The following is a 15,903-nucleotide window of genomic DNA, read 5'->3' on the forward strand; positions in this document are numbered from 1 at the left end:
GATGACCACCGAGACAGCCTTCTCGACCTCCGGCCTCGAGTCGGGCGATCCCGTCCGCGGGACCGACGCGCCAGGGGGGATCGACGACGCCTCCCTGCAGAAGAAGGCGAAGGACCACCTCTGGATGCACTTCACCCGTCAGTCGACGATGGACTCGGGCGCGGGCGTGCCGATCATCACGCGCGGCGAGGGACACCACATCTGGGACAGCACCGGGCGCAAGTACTTCGACGGCCTGTCCGGCCTCTTCGTCGTCAATGCGGGACACGGGCGGCGCCGACTGGCGGAGGCCGCGGCGAAGCAGGCGTCCGAGCTCTCCTTCTTCCCGCTCTGGTCCTACGCGACCCCCTCGGCGATCGAGCTGGCCGACCGGCTCGCCGACCACGCGCCGGGCGACCTCAACCGGGTCTTCTTCTCGACCGGCGGCGGCGAGGCTGTGGAGACGGCCTTCAAGCTCGCCAAGCACTACTGGAAGCTGCAGGGCAAGCCGGGCAAGCACAAGGTCGTCTCGCGCTCGGTCGCGTATCACGGCACTCCCCAGGGAGCGCTCGCGATCACGGGCATCCCCGGGATGAAGTCGATGTTCGAGCCGCTGGTGCCGGGCGGCTTCCGCGTCCCCAACACCAACTTCTACCGGGCTCCCGAGCACGGCGACGACCTGGAGGCGTTCGGCCTGTGGGCGGCGAACCGCATCGAGGAGATGATCGAGTTCGAGGGGCCGGACACGGTGGCCGCCGTGTTCCTGGAGCCCGTGCAGAACTCGGGCGGCTGCTTCCCGCCCCCTCCCGGGTACTTCCAGAGGGTCCGCGAGATCTGCGACAAGCACGACGTGCTGCTGGTGTCCGATGAGGTGATCTGCGCGTTCGGCCGCATCGGGCACATGTTCGCCTGCGACGAGTACGGCTACGTGCCGGACATGATCACCTGCGCGAAGGGGATGACCAGCGGCTACTCCCCCATCGGCGCGACGATCGTCAGCGATCGGATCTACGAGCCCTTCCGCCACGGTCAGGTCGTCTTCCCGCACGGCTACACCTTCGGCGGCCACCCCGTCTCGGCCGCGGTCGCGCTCGAGAACCTCGACATCTTCGAGGAGGAGGGCCTGAACGAGCGCGTGCGCGAGAACTCGCCCGTCTTCCGGTCCACGCTCGAGAAGCTGCTCGACCTGCCGATCGTCGGCGACGTCCGGGGCGACGGCTACTTCTTCGGCATCGAGCTGGTGAAGGACAAGGCGACGAAGGAGACGTTCGACGAGGACGAGTCGGAGCGGCTGCTGCGCGGATTCCTCTCGAAGGGGCTCTTCGACGCGGGGCTGTACTGCCGGGCGGACGACCGCGGCGATCCCGTCGTCCAGCTCGCGCCGCCGCTCACCATCGGCCCGCGCGAGTTCGACGAGATCGAGCAGATCCTCCGGAGCGTGCTCACCGAGGCCTGGTCGCGGCTCTAGCGCCCTCACGCGGCGCGCTCCCGACGATCGGCGGCGAGTGCGGCCGCGACTCGGCGCGCACCTGCGTGGTGCGGATCGAGAGCGACGGCCTCGTCGGCGAGCCGTCCGGCCTCGTCGGCACGGCCCTCACCGGCCAGGATCCGGGCGAGGAGGACGAGCACTCCGGCTCGCTCACTCGGGGGTGCGACGACGGCGGCACGGCGGAGCAGCGGGGCGAGCGCTCCCGCCGCGCCGGGGTCACCGCTCCGCGCCGACCGCAACACGCGGTCCGCACCGCGGCTGCGCTGCACGGCCACGACGAGCGCAGCCAGGCCCGCCGGCCGGACCTCGGGATCGGGACCGGCGAGAGCTCGCCGGACGAGGTCGTCGACACCGCGCAACAGCACGTCGGGCAGTTCGGCCCGCGGGTGGCGGTCGAGGAGACGGTCGACCGCGGCGGCCACCGCTCGCGGGTCGTCCCGGTCGCCGGCCTCGAGCCCGTCGTCGCCGCCGGAGGACGGGAGCACGGCGACGCGGAGGGCGAGGCCGGGGAGCCGGCGCGCACGCTCCTCGAGGGCGGCGACGAGTCCCTCGCACGACTCCGGACCCGCCTCGCCGGGATGCACCAGCGCGAGTGCTCGCCGCACCCGCCCGAACCGGCCGAGCGCACCGAGGCAGGCCCGCGCGATCAGGGACGGATCCGCACCCGACAGCTCGAAGCGGAGCGAGCCGCTCGGCGCGCCGGCCCGGAACGGGACGAGCACGAGGCTCGCCTCCGCCGCACCCCGCCGGGATCCGTGAGCGGCATGGAACAGGGCGGCGTCGTCGGGTGAGGCCGGGACACGCGAGGCGGGAGCGGGGTGGAGGAAGATCGCTGAGGAGGTCATGCTGCGATCCTGCCGACCCTCGCACCCGCCGGGAGCGACGGCCCTCGGGATCATCGGAAGGATCTCGAGATCGCCGCCTGTGGAGGGAGAGGTCCCATCGACACCGAATCGCCGGCGCTCGGATGGCGCCCTCCGGCCAGGAATCCCTCCACAGGGACCGATCGGCCGAGTTCTGCACCGGTGTCCGATTCCCGCCGGTCGGTGGGGAGTCCCGCGGATACTCTCGACGCATGAGAACGACTCCCCTTCACGTCCGACGGACGACGAGCCCCCTCGGCCGCATCGAGGTGGGCAGCGACGGCGATGCGATCGTCTCGCTCGCCATCGAGCAGGCCGGTCTGCTCCCGCACGAGCACCTCCCGGAGTCGGACCTCCCGGTGCTCCTGCGGGCCGTCGAGCAGCTGGACGAGTACTTCGACGGGACCCGCCGCTCTTTCGATCTGCCGGTCGCTCTGCGCGGCACGCCCTTCCAGCTCGAGATCTGGCAGCGGCTCCAGGCTCTGGGCTTCGGGGAGATCACCTCCTACGGCGCACTGGGCACGGCCGCCGGTCGCCCCCGGGCGGGCCGGCCGATCGGCGGAGCGGTAGGTGCGAACCCGGTGCCGATCATCGTGGGCTGCCACCGCGTCCTCGCGAGCGACGGACGGATCACCGGCTTCAGCGCGGGCGAGGGCGTCGCCACGAAAGCCTGGCTTCTCGATCACGAGGGGATCCCCCACCGATGAGCACGGCCGACGGACTCGTCGAGGGAGAGGACGGCCTGGTCCGCTGCGCCTGGAGCGGCGCGGATCCGGAGTACCGCCGCTACCACGACGAGGAATGGGGCACCCCGCTGCACGGAGATCGCCTGCTGTTCGAGAAGATCTCCCTCGAGGCGTTCCAGTCCGGCCTCTCCTGGATCACGATCCTCCGCAAGCGGCCGAGGTTCCGCGAGGCCTTCGACGGCTTCGATCCGGCCCGCGTCGCCCGGTACGACGACACCGATGTCGAGCGGCTGATGGAGGACAGCGGCATCATCCGGAACCGCGCGAAGATCATCGCCACCCGGGACAACGCCCGGGCCGTGCTCGCGCTCCTGGAGCAGAGAGGCGAGGGCGCGCTCGACGAGCTCGTGTGGTCCTTCCACGATCCGGACGTCGAGGACCGGGTGGTCCGAGCCGCCGACGTCCCTGCGACGACGCCCGGGTCGACGGCGCTCGCGCGAGCGCTGAAGGCCGCCGGGCTCCGCTTCGTCGGACCGACCACCGCGTACGCGCTGATGCAGTCGGCCGGAGTCGTCGACGACCACCTCACCGGCTGCTGGCGCCGACGCTGACGCCTACGACTCCGGCACGACGAGGTCGAGCTCTCCCGTGTGCCGGTTCTCGGCGAGCAGGAACCCGCGCCCGGCCGCCCACGCCGAGAGCTCGCCGAGCGACTCCGTCGCCACCCGGTCCTCCGCCAGCGCCCTGACGAAGCGTCCCTTGCCCTGCTTGTTGAAGTGGTTCAGCGACCGGAGGACGCCGTCGCACCCGCGCGAGCGGACGCGGACGAAGAACCGCCCCTCGCCCGCAGGGACCGGTCCGAGCGCCGCGTACGCCTCACTCCGCAGATCGAGGACGAGCCCGTCGAGCGCGCTCAGCACCCGCCCGGCCTCCGCCGCCCACCACCGCTTGAGCGGTCTGCCCGGCACACGGGAGTCGTGGGACAGACGGTATGCAGGGATCAGGTCGAGGGCGCGGATCGGCCCCCAGAGCGCGGACTGCACGATCGCCGTCCGACCGAGCACCTCCCGTGCACCGGAATCGAGGCTGCGCGCGTCGAGCGCATCGAACAGCACCCCGTCGAAGCGGTCGACCGCGGGGAGACCTGCCGCGGTCGCGAGCCCCGCGTTGCGATCGATCTCGCCGAACTGACGCGGACCGAGCTTCAGCGCCCGGGCAGAGAGCTCGGGGTCCCCGGCCAGCGCGATCAGCGCCTCCGCCAGCTCGCGCCGCTTCGCGTGGAGCTCGGGGAAGGCGAGCGACTCGAGCACGAACGGCTCGTCGCCGCCGTCGCGCTTCGTCTCGGACGGTGGCAGCAGGACGTGCACAGGACTCCTTCGGAGAAGAGGGACGGGCGGCACGACGAAGGGGCCGGACGATCGCGATGATCGTCCGGCCCCTCCGAGCCGCGGTGAGCGGCGGTGTACTAGACCAGCGATGCCTGACGGGCGACCACGGTCACCACGTCGTTCTCGACGGACAGGAAGCCGTCGTCGGCCTGCGCGGTGAGACGCGTGCCGTCCAGGGCCGTGACGCGCACCTCGCCGGTGGCGAGGATCGCGAGCATCGGCTCGTGGCCGGCGAGGATGCCGATCTCGCCCTCGACCGTGCGAGCCGTGAGCTGCTTCGCCTCTCCGGACCACACCTCGGCGTTCGCGGACACGACGCTGACCTTCAGGGTCCCGGCCATGATCAGCCGTTCTCCTTCTGGATCTGGGTCCACTTCTCCTCGACGTCCGAGATCGAGCCGACGTTGAAGAACGCCTGCTCGGCCACGTGGTCGAACTCGCCCTTGGTGATCGCGTCGAACGACTCGATCGTGTCCTTCAGCGGGACGGTCGATCCCTCGACACCGGTGAACTTCTTCGCCATGTAGGTGTTCTGCGAGAGGAACTGCTGGATCCGGCGCGCACGCGACACCGTGATCTTGTCCTCCTCCGACAGCTCGTCGACACCGAGGATCGCGATGATCTCCTGCAGCTCCTTGTTCTTCTGCAGGATCTGCTTCACGTTCGTCGCCACGCGGTAGTGGTCGGCGCCCAGGTAGCGGGGGTCGAGGATGCGCGAGGTGGACGTGAGCGGGTCGACGGCCGGGTAGAGGCCCTTCGACGCGATCTCACGGGAGAGCTCGGTGGTCGCGTCGAGGTGGGCGAAGGTGGTCGCCGGCGCCGGGTCCGTGTAGTCGTCGGCGGGGACGTAGATCGCCTGCAGCGAGGTGATCGAGTGTCCGCGCGTCGAGGTGATGCGCTCCTGGAGCACACCCATCTCGTCGGCGAGGTTCGGCTGGTAGCCCACCGCGGAGGGCATGCGGCCCAGGAGGGTCGACACCTCCGAGCCGGCCTGCGTGAAGCGGAAGATGTTGTCGATGAAGAGCAGCACGTCCTGCTTCTGCACATCGCGGAAGTACTCCGCCATGGTCAGTGCCGACAGGGCGACGCGCAGACGCGTTCCCGGCGGCTCGTCCATCTGGCCGAAGACAAGCGCGGTCTTGTCGAAGACGCCCGCCTCCTCCATCTCGGCGATGAGGTCGTTCCCCTCACGGGTGCGCTCGCCGACGCCGGCGAACACGGACACTCCACCGTGGTCCTGCGCGACGCGCTGGATCATCTCCTGGATGAGGACGGTCTTGCCGACGCCCGCGCCGCCGAACAGGCCGATCTTGCCGCCCTGCACGTACGGAGTGAGCAGGTCGATGACCTTGATGCCGGTCTCGAACAGCTCGGTCTTGGACTCGAGCTGATCGAACTGCGGGGGCTTGCGGTGGATGGGCCAGCGCTCGGTGATCTCGAACGACTCGCCGTTGATCTTCCCGTCGGCGTCGGCGTTGAGCACCTCGCCGATCACGTTGAAGACCTTGCCCTTGGTCACGTCGCCGACCGGGACCGAGATCGGCAGGCCGGTGTCGTGGACCTCCTGGCCGCGGACGAGTCCGTCGGTGGGGTTCAGGGAGATGGCCCGGACGAGGTCGTCGCCCAGGTGCTGCGCGACCTCGAAGGTCAGCTTGCTCGAGACGCCCTCGACCTCGACGTGCGTGTAGAGCGCGTTGTAGACCTCGGGGATCGCGTCGTGGGGGAACTCGATGTCAACGACGGGGCCGGTGACGCGGGCGATGCGGCCGATGGCCCCGCCCGACGTCCCGGTCGCCGCCTCAGGTGCGGTCAGTGTCATTGCTACTTCCTTCTGTGGTCTCACCGCTCCCGGAGGGCGGAGTCGAAACTGTGTGGAGCGGAGCCCTCTTACTTGGAGGAGGACAGGGCGTCGGCGCCGCCGACGATCTCGGCGATCTGCTGCGTGATCTCGGTCTGGCGGGCGTTGTTGGCGAGACGCGTGTAGGTCTTGATCAGCGTGTCCGCGTTGTCGCTCGCCGACTTCATGGCCTTCTGGCGTGCCGCGTGCTCCGAGGCCGCCGACTGCAGCATCGCGTTGAAGATGCGGCTCTCGACGTACACGGGCAGGAGGCGGTCGAGGACCGTCTCGGGGTCGGGCTCGAACTCGTAGAGCGGGTACAGCTCGCTGTTCTGCTCCTCGGCGCCCTCGACGACCTCGAGCGGCAGCAGCCGGACGACGGTCGGCTGCTGGGTGACCATGCTGACGAAGCGGTTGTAGACGAGGTGGATCTCGTCCACGCCGCCCTCCTCGTCATCGAGGTTGTACGACTCGACGACCGCGTCCGCGATCTCCTTCGCCGTCTCGAACACGGGCTGGTCGGTGCCGCCCGTCCAGACGCGGACGCTGGCCCGCTTCCGGAACGAGAAGTACGCGTTCGCCTTGCGGCCGACCAGGTAGAAGACGACCTCCTTGCCCTCGCTGCGCAGCAGCGCGGCCAGCTCCTCGGCCTCCTTGAGCACGCTCGAGGAGAACGCGCCGGCGAGGCCGCGGTCGGAGGTGAAGATCACGATCGCGGCCGTGTCCAGCTTCTCGCGCTCGGTCGTGAGCGGGTGCTCCACGTTCGAGTAGGTCGCGACAGCGGACACGGCGCGCGTGATCGCGTTCGAGTACGGCGCCGCGGCAGCGACGCGGTTCTGCGCCTTCTGGATGCGCGAGGCCGAGATCAGCTCCATGGCCCGAGTGATCTTCTTGGTCGTCTGGGCCGAGCGGATCTTCGACCGGTAGACCCGGAGTTGCGCTCCCATGTGTCTCCTGTTGTCCTAAAAGTGGCGAATCGACGGGGTGCCGCTGGTCAGCGACGGCCCTTGACGATCTTCTCCTGGCCGACCTCGTCGGCCGCGATGGCCTGGTGCTCCTCGCGCCCGACCGAGGCGAGCGGCTTGCCCTCACCGGTCTGGAACTCCAGCTTGAAGCCGTCGACGGCACGGTTGAGCTCGGCGACGGTGTCGTCGGAGAGCACGTTGGTGTCGCGGAGGGTGTTCAGCACCTGGGTGTTGCGGCCCAGGTAGTCCAGGAGCTCGCGCTCGAAGCGCAGCACGTCGGGGACCGGGACCTCGTCGAGCTTGCCGTTCGTTCCGGCCCAGATCGAGACGACCTGCTCCTCGACGGGGTACGGCGAGTACTGCGGCTGCTTGAGCAGCTCGGTCAGGCGGGCGCCGCGGGCGAGCTGACGGCGCGAGGCGGCGTCGAGGTCGGAGGCGAACATCGCGAAGGCCTCGAGCGAGCGGTACTGCGCCAGCTCGAGCTTCAGCGTGCCGGAGACCTTCTTGATCGACTTGACCTGCGCGTCGCCGCCGACCCGCGAGACCGAGATGCCCACGTCGACCGCGGGACGCTGGTTGGCGTTGAAGAGGTCGGACTGGAGGAAGATCTGGCCGTCGGTGATCGAGATCACGTTGGTCGGGATGTAGGCCGAGACGTCGTTGGCCTTGGTCTCGATGATCGGGAGACCGGTCATCGAGCCGGCGCCGAGCTCGTCGGACAGCTTCGCGCAGCGCTCCAGCAGACGGGAGTGCAGGTAGAAGACGTCACCCGGGTACGCCTCGCGTCCCGGCGGGCGGCGCAGGAGGAGCGACACGGCGCGGTAGGCCTCGGCCTGCTTCGACAGGTCGTCGAAGATGATCAGGACGTGCTTGCCGCCGTACATCCAGTGCTGGCCGATGGCCGAGCCGGTGTAGGGGGCGAGGTACTTGAAGCCGGCGGGGTCGGAGGCCGGGGACGCGACGATGGTCGTGTACTCCATCGCTCCGGCGTCCTCGAGCGCGCCCTTCACCGAGGCGATGGTCGAGCCCTTCTGGCCGATCGCGACGTAGATGCAGCGGACCTGCTTGTTCGTGTCGCCCGACTCCCAGTTGGCCTTCTGGTTGATGATCGTGTCGATCGCGATGGCCGTCTTGCCGGTCTGGCGGTCCCCGATGATGAGCTGGCGCTGGCCGCGGCCGACCGGGATCATCGCGTCGATGGCCTTGATGCCGGTCTGCAGCGGCTCGTGGACCGACTTGCGCGACATGACGCCGGGAGCCTGGAGCTCGAGGGCGCGGCGGCCCTCGGAGGCGATCTCGCCGAGTCCGTCGATCGGGTTGCCGAGCGGGTCGACGACGCGCCCGAGGTAGCCGTCGCCGACGGGGACCGAGAGGACCTCGCCGGTGCGGGTGACCTCCATGCCCTCCTCGATGCCGGAGAACTCGCCGAGGACGACGACGCCGATCTCGTTCTCGTCGAGGTTCTGGGCCAGGCCCAGGACGCCGTTGGAGAAGCGGATGAGCTCGTTGGCCATGACGCCGGGGAGGCCCTCGACGTGGGCGATGCCGTCGGCGGCGTCGATGACGTAGCCGACCTCGGTGGTGGAGGCCTTGCCCGGCTCGTACGACGAGACGAAGTCCTTCAGCGCGTCGCGGATCTCATCCGGGCTGATGGTGATATCTGCCATGGGAATTCCTATTCGTTGGGTCCGTGCGAGCCGAAGAGGTCGTCGGGGCCTGACCTGGATGGTGCGGGGGTCGAGGGCAGTGCCCTCTGAGGATACGTGCGCCCGTCAGGACGCGAGCTGGAGCTTCAGGTCGGACAGCCGTGCGGAGACGGTTCCGTCGATGACCTCGTCGCCGACGTGCAGGCGCATCCCGCCCAGGAGGGAGGGATCGACCACGACGTTGACGGAGACCGGTCGGCTGTACTGGCGCGTGAGCGCCGAGCGGAGCCGGTCGAGCTGCTCGGGGGCGATCGGTGCGGCGACCGAGACCGTGGCGAGGATGAACCCGCCCTGGTCGGCGACCACGCCTGCTGCGAAGCGGACGAGCTCCGGGATGCGGCGACCGCGCGGGTGCGCGATCAGCTGCCGGAGGATCGCCAGCGTCTCGGCCGCGGCCTTGCCCTCGAGGAGGCGCTGCACGAGCGCGACCTTCGAGTCGGCGGCGGCGAGCTTGCTGCCGAGCGCGAGCTCGAGCTGGGCGTCGGAGGCGACGACCTCGCCGAAGGAGTGGAGCTCCTTCTCGAGGTTGACCCCCTCCGGAGCGGAGGACGCGATCGCGCGGACCCCGACCTCCTCGACCCCGGCGACCATGTCGCTCGGGCTCGACCAGCGGTGGCCGACGATCACGGTGAGCAGGCGCTTGGCCGGCTCGCCGAAGGGACCGAACACGCGGGCGACGAGAGCCTGCTTGCTGCTCGAGTCGGCGCTCGGGTCGGCGAGGGCCGCGCGCAGCTGCGCCTGGCCGTCGATGACCCGTGCGGCCTCGAAGAGCTGCTGGGCCGTGTCGAGGGACGCCTGACCGGCGAGGGCGGAGAGCTCCGCCTTCGCCGATGCGAGTGCCTGCCTGGACGCGCTGCCCATCAGTTGTTCGCCTTCTCCGAGGCCTCGAGGTCGGCGAGGAAGCGGTCCACGATCGCGGACGCCTTCGCGTCGTCGTTGAGGCTCTCGCCGATCACGCCGGAGGCGAGGTCGATGGCGAGGGTTCCGACTTCGGAGCGGAGCGAGACCACGGCGGCCTGACGGTCCGCCTCGATCTGGGCGTGCGCGTTGTGGAGGATGCGCTCGGCCTCGACCTGCGCCTGCTCCTTCTTCGCCGCCACGATCGCGTTGCCGTCGGCGTTCGCCTTCTCACGGATCACTCCGGCCTCGGCGCGGGCCTCGGCCAGCTGGGCGGTGTACTTCTCGAGGGCGGCCTCGGCCTGTCGCTGGGCCTCGTCGGCCTTCGCGATGTTCCCCTCGATCGCGGCGGAGCGCGCGTCGAGCATCTTCTGCAGGCGCGGCAGGACCAGCCTCCAGAAGAAGAACAGCAGGATGAGGAAGATCACCCCCGACCAGAAGAAGTCGTAGAACTCCGGGATCAGAATGACCGCGGGGACGTCACCTTCTTCCGCAGCGATGTTCACAGCGGTGCTGAACACGACTACGCCGCGAAGATGAAGTAGGTGGCGAGGCCGATGAGCGCGAGCACCTCGGTGAACGCGATGCCGAGGAACATCGTGGTCTGGAGGCGGCCGGCCATCTCGGGCTGGCGCGCCATGGCCTCGACGGTCTTGCCCGCGACGATGCCGACACCGATGCCGGGGCCGATCGCTGCGAGGCCGTAACCGACCGTCGCGATGTTGCCGGTGAGTTCGGCGAGAACGGTGACTGAGTCCACGAGTGGGTCCTTTCAGTGGGGTGATCGTGAGAACGGGCGGGAGCCCGTGAGTAGTGGGGTCAGTGCTCCTCGGCGACGGCCAACTGGATGTAGACCGCAGCGAGGAGGGTGAAGATGTAGGCCTGCAGCACGGCGACGAGGAGCTCGAAGAGCGTGAACGCACCGCCGAAGGCGAAGGTCACGACGCCGAAGAGCTTGAAGCCCGGGTCGATCTGGGAGCTGAAGAGGAAGAACTGCGTGGCCGAGAAGCACAGCACCAGCAGGAGGTGGCCGACGATCATGTTCATCACGAGCCGCAGTGCGAGCGAGAGCGGACGGATGATGAACGTCTGCAGCAGCTCGATCGGCGTGAGGATGAAGTAGATCAGGAACGGCGCTCCGGGCGGGAACAGGGCGTTCTTGAAGAAGCCCATCCCCCGGTCCTTGATGCCCGCGTAGATGAACGTCACGTAGGCGACCAGGCCGAGGAAGAGCGGCATGCCCACCACGGAGGTCCCCGCGATGTTCAGGAACGGGACGATGCCGGTCAGGTTCATCGAGATGATCGCGAAGAAGATCGTCACGAGGATCGGGAGGAACCGGCGCGCGTCCTTCTCGCCGAGGATGTCCTTGGCGATGGTGACGCGGACGAAGTCGAACGCGAGCTCGACGACGTTCTGGAAGCGGCCGGGGACGAGGCGCAGCTTGCGCGTCCCGAGCCAGAAGAACAGCATCAGTGCGATGACCGCGATGAAGCGGACCAGCATGACGCGGTTGATCTCGAAAGGGGTTCCCTCGAAGAGGAAACCGGGCGGGAAGAACTCGGAGATCGACGGGGTGTGGAAGTCACTCTCACCGGTCGAGGACGAGACCAACAGGGTCACAGCGTTAGCAAACAGCGCTAGCTCCTGGAATTCGGGGCGTGGCACGTTGCAGCCGACCGAATCGAATCATTCGGACGCAACGCTCTCGCGACGACGAAAGGTGGGGTTTTCCGCTCGGACGGCGATCGTGCTCGACGACCGCCATCAACGATGAGACGATCTGAGGACACGTTCGCCTGCGGGATTCGTCCCTACTGTAGCAACAGAACGGCCTGAGAGCCGAATCGTGGTCCTCTCAGGAACCGTTCGGCTCGTCCTCATCGGGCGATGTCGCTGACGTTCGGCATGCGCGAGCGCGAGACGACCAGGACGTCGATCACCAGGGACCCCAGGACGGCGACGATGATCGTGACGAACATCGCGGTGCTGTTCAGCCACGGCTGATCGCGCAGGACCAGGGCGGCGATCACGAACAGCACGAACTTGGCGAGCCACGTGCCGAGGACGACGGCGAAGAACCCGCCGATGTCGAGGCGGTTGGCGACGAGGATGCTCGCGGCGGTGAGGAGCACCATCACGCCGCCGACGATCGCGCCGAGGAGGGCTCCGATCGCGCCCTCTCCCCCGGCGGCGATCCCGCCGACGACGGTGCCGAGAACGGCCAGGGCGAGCACGAAGAGGCCGCCCACGACCAGCGCGCGGCGCAGGACGGGGACGGACGCGGGCTGCGGACGGGGGGTGGCCGGGGAGGCTCCGGTCATGATGCTTCCTTCCGCGCCGTGGTCGGCGCTGTCGTGTCCCGGTCGATCGGGAGTCCGGCCGGCGGACGGAGCAGCTCCGTCGAGGACGCGCGGTCGAGGGGGTCGAGGACGGGTGAGGCCTCCGCGGACTGCGCCGCCGCCTCGAGCCGCTTGCGGCGGCTGAGCGGGGCGAGCGTGACGACGGTGCAGACCAGCAGACCGACTCCGAGGAAGACGAGCGGGACCCACAGCACGTCGACCACGAACATCAGCAGGCAGCTGACGGCGACGACGGCGGTCCACGCGTAGAAGATCAGCACGGCGTGCAGGTGGGAGTGCCCCATGTCGAGCAGGCGGTGGTGCAGGTGCTTCCGGTCGGCGCTGAACGGCGACTTTCCCGCGCGCAGGCGCCTGATCACAGCGAGGCCGAAGTCCATCAGCGGCACCACGAGTATCGCGAACGGCAGGATGATCGGGATGAACGCGGGCAGGAGCTCCTTCGCCGCGAGCTGGGCCGGGTCGATCTGGCCGGTGACCGCGATCGCGGAGGTGGCCATCAGCATCCCGATCAGCAGTGCGCCGCTGTCGCCCATGAACATCCGCGCCGGACGCCAGTTGATGGGGAGGAATCCGGCGCAGGCGCCGACGAGCAGGACCGCGATGAGCGAGGCCAGGTTGAAGTAGTCGGTGGGCGAGGTCTGCTGCACCAGCAGGTAGCTGTAGAGGAAGAAGACCCCGTTGGCGATCACGGCGACGCCCGCCACGAGGCCGTCGAGGCCGTCGATGAAGTTGAGAGCGTTGGTGACCAGGACGATCGCGAGCACGGTGATGATCAGCGACATCCACGGCGAGCCGACGGTCAGGCCGCCGATCGGCAGGGAGACGATCTGCACGCCCTTCCAGGCGATCAGGCCGGCGGCGATCAGCTGACCGGCCAGCTTCGTGGTCCAGTCCAGGTCCCAGATGTCGTCGGCGACGCCGATGAGGACGATGAGCAGGCTCGCGCCGAGGATCGCGAGGATCGGCTCGGGATTGGCGAACACCAGCCGGAAGTAGGGCAGCTGGGAGGCGATGCCGAAGCCGACGAGGATCCCGAGGAACATCGCGATGCCGCCCAGGCGGGGGGTCGGCCGCGTGTGCATGTCCCTGACGCGGATCTTCGGGTAGAGCCGGTACTTCAGGCTCAGCTTCCAGATGACCCACGACAGCGCTCCGGTCACGAGCGCGACCGCGAGCGAGACGAGGGCGAAGGTGATCACCGGTTACTCACCCGGAGCGGAGTCGGTGCGGGCGGCGCCGGTGCCGGTGTTGGGCGTCGGCGCGTTCGTGCTCGACGAGCCCGTGTCCGGCGCATCGGCGGAATCGACGGGCGCGGAGTCGCCGGGCGCGGAGTCGTCCTGCAGGCGGGCGCCGGAGGCCCAGTCGGGGCGCGCGGTCGGGGTCCGCTCGAAGGCGTACGGGTCGCTGCCGGTCGCGGTCTCGGCGGGCTCCTGCTGGTACCCGGCCTGCGCCGCGCCGGCCGTGGAGGCGTCGGGCTCCGACGTCTCGGCACGAGGCGCGTCCGGATCCGGCAGCAGGTCTCCGACGACCTCGCGGATCCGCTCGGCCGACACGACGCCCTGGCGCAGGATGCGCAGGGTGCCGCCCTCGAAGCTCAGCGCTGTCGCGTCGACGATCGTCGAGGACTCGCTGGCGCCCGCGGGGCGGTCGCTGTAGCGCGATCCGGCGGCGCCGGCGTCGAGATAGACGTCGACGGAGTCGCCGAGCTGGTCGAACGCCTCCTGTGCGGTCGTGGCCGAGGGCTGCCCCGTGCGATTGGCGGAGGAGACCGCCAGCGGGCCGGTCTCGGCGAGGAGCTCGATCGTCACCGGGTTGTCCGGCATGCGCAGCGCCACGGTCCCGCGCGTCTCGCCCAGGTCCCAGACCAGTGAAGGCTGGGCGTGCAGGACGATGGTGAGCCCGCCGGGCCAGAACTCGCGCGCGAGGTCGCGCACCGCCTCCGGCACGTTCTCGGCGAGGGCGTCGAGGGCGGCCACGTCCCCGATCAGGACGGGCGGCGGCGACTGCCTCGTCCGTCCCTTCGCGTCGAGCAGGCGCTGGACCGCGGCGGCGTCGAACGCGTTGGCCGCGACGCCGTAGACGGTGTCGGTGGGGATCACCACGAGCTCGCCGCGGCCGATGGCCGTCCGCGCGAGACGGGTGCCGGTCAGGAGGTCCGTGTCGACGGAGCAGTCGTAGATGCGTGCCATAACGGGTCGATGATACCGGCGCGGTCCGTGTCCGGACCGGCTGCGGCGCGGCGGTCGCGTCAGCGCCGCCCGAGGCCGGGGCTCGGCGGCCGTCGCAGCGGCGCCCGACCCGCGCCGGCCGAGGCCGCCGGAGCGCTTCCGTGAGGCACTCGGCCCGGCGTGGCGGGCGCCTCCGCCGACAGGACGCCCACGAGCGCCACGGAGACGGCGAGCGTCGCGAGCGAGTGCTGATCGCCGAACCAGGTGGTGTTGTCGGCCATCCCGTGCAGGAACGTCCAGAGGACGGCGACGGCGAGCGCCCCGACGGCGACGGCCTCGTTCCGGGCGACCCGGAGGAGCAGGCGCACGACGGCGATGGTGGCGAGGAGGAGGAACGCGATGACGGGGAGCGCGATCAGGAGCCCGCCGTTGGTCCACGCGGTGACGAGGAGGTTGTGAGGCGGGCGCGGCTCGCTGTGCTGGGTGAACTGCGACCCGCGCGCCAGCCACAGCTCCTGCCATCCGCCGTACCCCAGCCCCAGCAGCCAGTTGTCGGGGAACGCGCTCGCAGCCAGGCGCAGGAAGTCGCCGCGGGCCCCGAGCGTGAGCACGCCCGCCTCCGCCAGCTGCGGGAAGGACACGGCGACGGCGTACACGGCCGTGATCCCGGAGGGGATGGTGATCATCCAGGCGACCGGACCGAGGCTGCGTCCCTTGAGTCCGCGGATCGCGGCGACCAGCAGGGGCAGGACGATCGCGAGGACGATCGCGGTCTTGGACAGCGTGAAGAGGGCGCCGACCAGCCCGGCGACGGCGACGAGCAGGAGGAGACTCCCCCGCTGCCGTCTCCAGACGGCGAAGGCCAGCGCGCCGGTCGTGGCCATGTACATCGAGGCGATGTTGCCGTTGAGGAAGAACCCTCCCGACTTCTCCTGCAGGACGTTGTTGAAGGACGTCGTGAAGATGTCCCGCACGTAGATGTCGGAGAACAGCACCGCTTCCGGCCACCGGAGGTAGGCGGTCTCCTGCACGGGATCGAGCTGGAAGAGGATCGTGAGCGTCACCTGGAGGAGGAACACGGGCGCCGCCCAGTTGAGGGCGCGGCCGACGACACGCCAGGCGCCGTCGCCGAGCCCGCGGACGGCCAGGTACGGAGTGAGGAAGGAGACGACGGAGACCACGTCGCGCAGCGCGGCCGCGCGTGCTCCGGAGTAGGTGAGCGCGAAGAGGGTGCCGGCGATCACGAGGAGGACCACGACCACGAACCGGTCGATCCGCCCGCCGCGCAGCCGCGCCACGGAGTACGGGAGGAAGAGCAGGCTCCAGGCGACCGGAGCGGTGACGGGGCCCAGGGTGTAGAGCTGCACGACGCTCAGCGCCAGGAGCACCGCGAGGAAGACGAGGACGATCCGCTCGTGCCGCCGCTGAGCGGGATCCGCCGGCGCGCGCGACGGCCGCCCGCGGGTCTCCGGAGCGTCGGTGACGCGGGTCGCGGCGATGACGGAGGGACGAGAGGCGGTCGGGCGGCGGAGGAGGGCGTCGTCGGCGTGGCGGCCCATGTC

Annotated in this window: 17 protein-coding genes; 3 read left to right on the forward strand and 14 right to left on the reverse strand. The window is 69.8% G+C overall.

Going from position 1 to position 15,903, the window contains the following annotated elements; all coding sequences use genetic code 11:
• Nucleotide 1 precedes the first annotated feature (1 nt).
• On the forward strand, nucleotides 2-1,447 hold the full coding sequence (locus tag C5C57_RS00475) for an aspartate aminotransferase family protein (protein WP_104223031.1): 1,446 nt from the start codon (nucleotides 2-4) through the stop codon (nucleotides 1,445-1,447).
• Nucleotides 1,448-1,452: 5 nt separating this feature from the next.
• On the opposite strand, the gene C5C57_RS00480 is transcribed toward C5C57_RS00475, so the two are convergent.
• Nucleotides 1,453-2,313, reverse strand: a complete 861-nt coding sequence (locus C5C57_RS00480; protein WP_104246582.1) for a hypothetical protein — start codon at nucleotides 2,311-2,313, stop codon at nucleotides 1,453-1,455.
• 230 nt (nucleotides 2,314-2,543) lie between these two features.
• Here C5C57_RS00480 and C5C57_RS00485 point away from each other — a divergent pair, with 230 nt between their 5' ends.
• The gene (locus C5C57_RS00485; RefSeq protein WP_104223029.1) at nucleotides 2,544-3,038 is read left to right on the forward strand and encodes a methylated-DNA--[protein]-cysteine S-methyltransferase; all 495 of its coding nucleotides are present in this window, start codon (nucleotides 2,544-2,546) and stop codon (nucleotides 3,036-3,038) included.
• Nucleotides 3,035-3,628, forward strand: a complete 594-nt coding sequence (locus C5C57_RS00490; protein ID WP_104232699.1) for a DNA-3-methyladenine glycosylase I — start codon at nucleotides 3,035-3,037, stop codon at nucleotides 3,626-3,628. Before C5C57_RS00485 ends, C5C57_RS00490 begins: the two co-directional genes overlap by 4 nt.
• A gap of 3 nt (nucleotides 3,629-3,631) precedes the next feature.
• Here C5C57_RS00490 and C5C57_RS00495 read toward each other — a convergent pair whose 3' ends face one another.
• The 13 genes from C5C57_RS00495 to C5C57_RS00555 form a co-directional block, all read right to left on the reverse strand.
• The gene (locus tag C5C57_RS00495; protein ID WP_104246583.1) at nucleotides 3,632-4,384 is read right to left on the reverse strand and encodes a YaaA family protein; all 753 of its coding nucleotides are present in this window, start codon (nucleotides 4,382-4,384) and stop codon (nucleotides 3,632-3,634) included.
• 98 nt (nucleotides 4,385-4,482) lie between these two features.
• Nucleotides 4,483-4,746: a F0F1 ATP synthase subunit epsilon gene (locus C5C57_RS00500; protein WP_104223026.1), complete on the reverse strand. Its 264-nt coding sequence runs from the start codon at nucleotides 4,744-4,746 to the stop codon at nucleotides 4,483-4,485.
• Between the two features lie 2 nt (nucleotides 4,747-4,748).
• A complete protein-coding gene (gene atpD / locus C5C57_RS00505) occupies nucleotides 4,749-6,224 on the reverse strand; it encodes a F0F1 ATP synthase subunit beta (protein WP_104223025.1) in 1,476 nt (491 codons plus the stop codon).
• 68 nt (nucleotides 6,225-6,292) lie between these two features.
• Entirely contained in the window at nucleotides 6,293-7,189 is an 897-nt protein-coding gene (locus C5C57_RS00510; RefSeq protein WP_104223024.1) for a F0F1 ATP synthase subunit gamma, read from the reverse strand.
• 47 nt (nucleotides 7,190-7,236) lie between these two features.
• The gene (gene atpA / locus C5C57_RS00515; protein ID WP_104223023.1) at nucleotides 7,237-8,874 is read right to left on the reverse strand and encodes a F0F1 ATP synthase subunit alpha; all 1,638 of its coding nucleotides are present in this window, start codon (nucleotides 8,872-8,874) and stop codon (nucleotides 7,237-7,239) included.
• A gap of 105 nt (nucleotides 8,875-8,979) precedes the next feature.
• Entirely contained in the window at nucleotides 8,980-9,774 is a 795-nt protein-coding gene (locus C5C57_RS00520) for a F0F1 ATP synthase subunit delta (RefSeq protein ID WP_104232703.1), read from the reverse strand.
• A complete protein-coding gene (locus C5C57_RS00525) occupies nucleotides 9,774-10,331 on the reverse strand; it encodes a F0F1 ATP synthase subunit B (RefSeq protein WP_244229449.1) in 558 nt (185 codons plus the stop codon). The genes C5C57_RS00520 and C5C57_RS00525 overlap by 1 nt, the downstream gene beginning before the upstream one ends.
• A gap of 2 nt (nucleotides 10,332-10,333) precedes the next feature.
• Nucleotides 10,334-10,570: an ATP synthase F0 subunit C gene (locus C5C57_RS00530; RefSeq protein WP_055794702.1), complete on the reverse strand. Its 237-nt coding sequence runs from the start codon at nucleotides 10,568-10,570 to the stop codon at nucleotides 10,334-10,336.
• Between the two features lie 59 nt (nucleotides 10,571-10,629).
• Nucleotides 10,630-11,433, reverse strand: a complete 804-nt coding sequence (gene atpB, locus C5C57_RS00535) for a F0F1 ATP synthase subunit A (RefSeq protein ID WP_068254016.1) — start codon at nucleotides 11,431-11,433, stop codon at nucleotides 10,630-10,632.
• Nucleotides 11,434-11,690: 257 nt separating this feature from the next.
• A complete protein-coding gene (locus C5C57_RS00540; RefSeq protein WP_104223021.1) occupies nucleotides 11,691-12,134 on the reverse strand; it encodes a hypothetical protein in 444 nt (147 codons plus the stop codon).
• Nucleotides 12,131-13,372: an MraY family glycosyltransferase gene (locus tag C5C57_RS00545; RefSeq protein ID WP_181069041.1), complete on the reverse strand. Its 1,242-nt coding sequence runs from the start codon at nucleotides 13,370-13,372 to the stop codon at nucleotides 12,131-12,133. The genes C5C57_RS00540 and C5C57_RS00545 overlap by 4 nt, the downstream gene beginning before the upstream one ends.
• 3 nt (nucleotides 13,373-13,375) lie before the next feature.
• On the reverse strand, nucleotides 13,376-14,362 hold the full coding sequence (locus tag C5C57_RS00550; RefSeq protein ID WP_104260103.1) for an L-threonylcarbamoyladenylate synthase: 987 nt from the start codon (nucleotides 14,360-14,362) through the stop codon (nucleotides 13,376-13,378).
• A gap of 59 nt (nucleotides 14,363-14,421) precedes the next feature.
• A complete protein-coding gene (locus tag C5C57_RS00555; protein ID WP_104246586.1) occupies nucleotides 14,422-15,900 on the reverse strand; it encodes an O-antigen ligase in 1,479 nt (492 codons plus the stop codon).
• Nucleotides 15,901-15,903: the final 3 nt, after the last annotated feature.

Origin of the sequence: Rathayibacter sp. AY1C5 (genome assembly GCF_002931705.1) — a bacterium.
In the GTDB taxonomy this organism is placed as follows: Bacteria; Actinomycetota; Actinomycetes; order Actinomycetales; family Microbacteriaceae; genus Rathayibacter.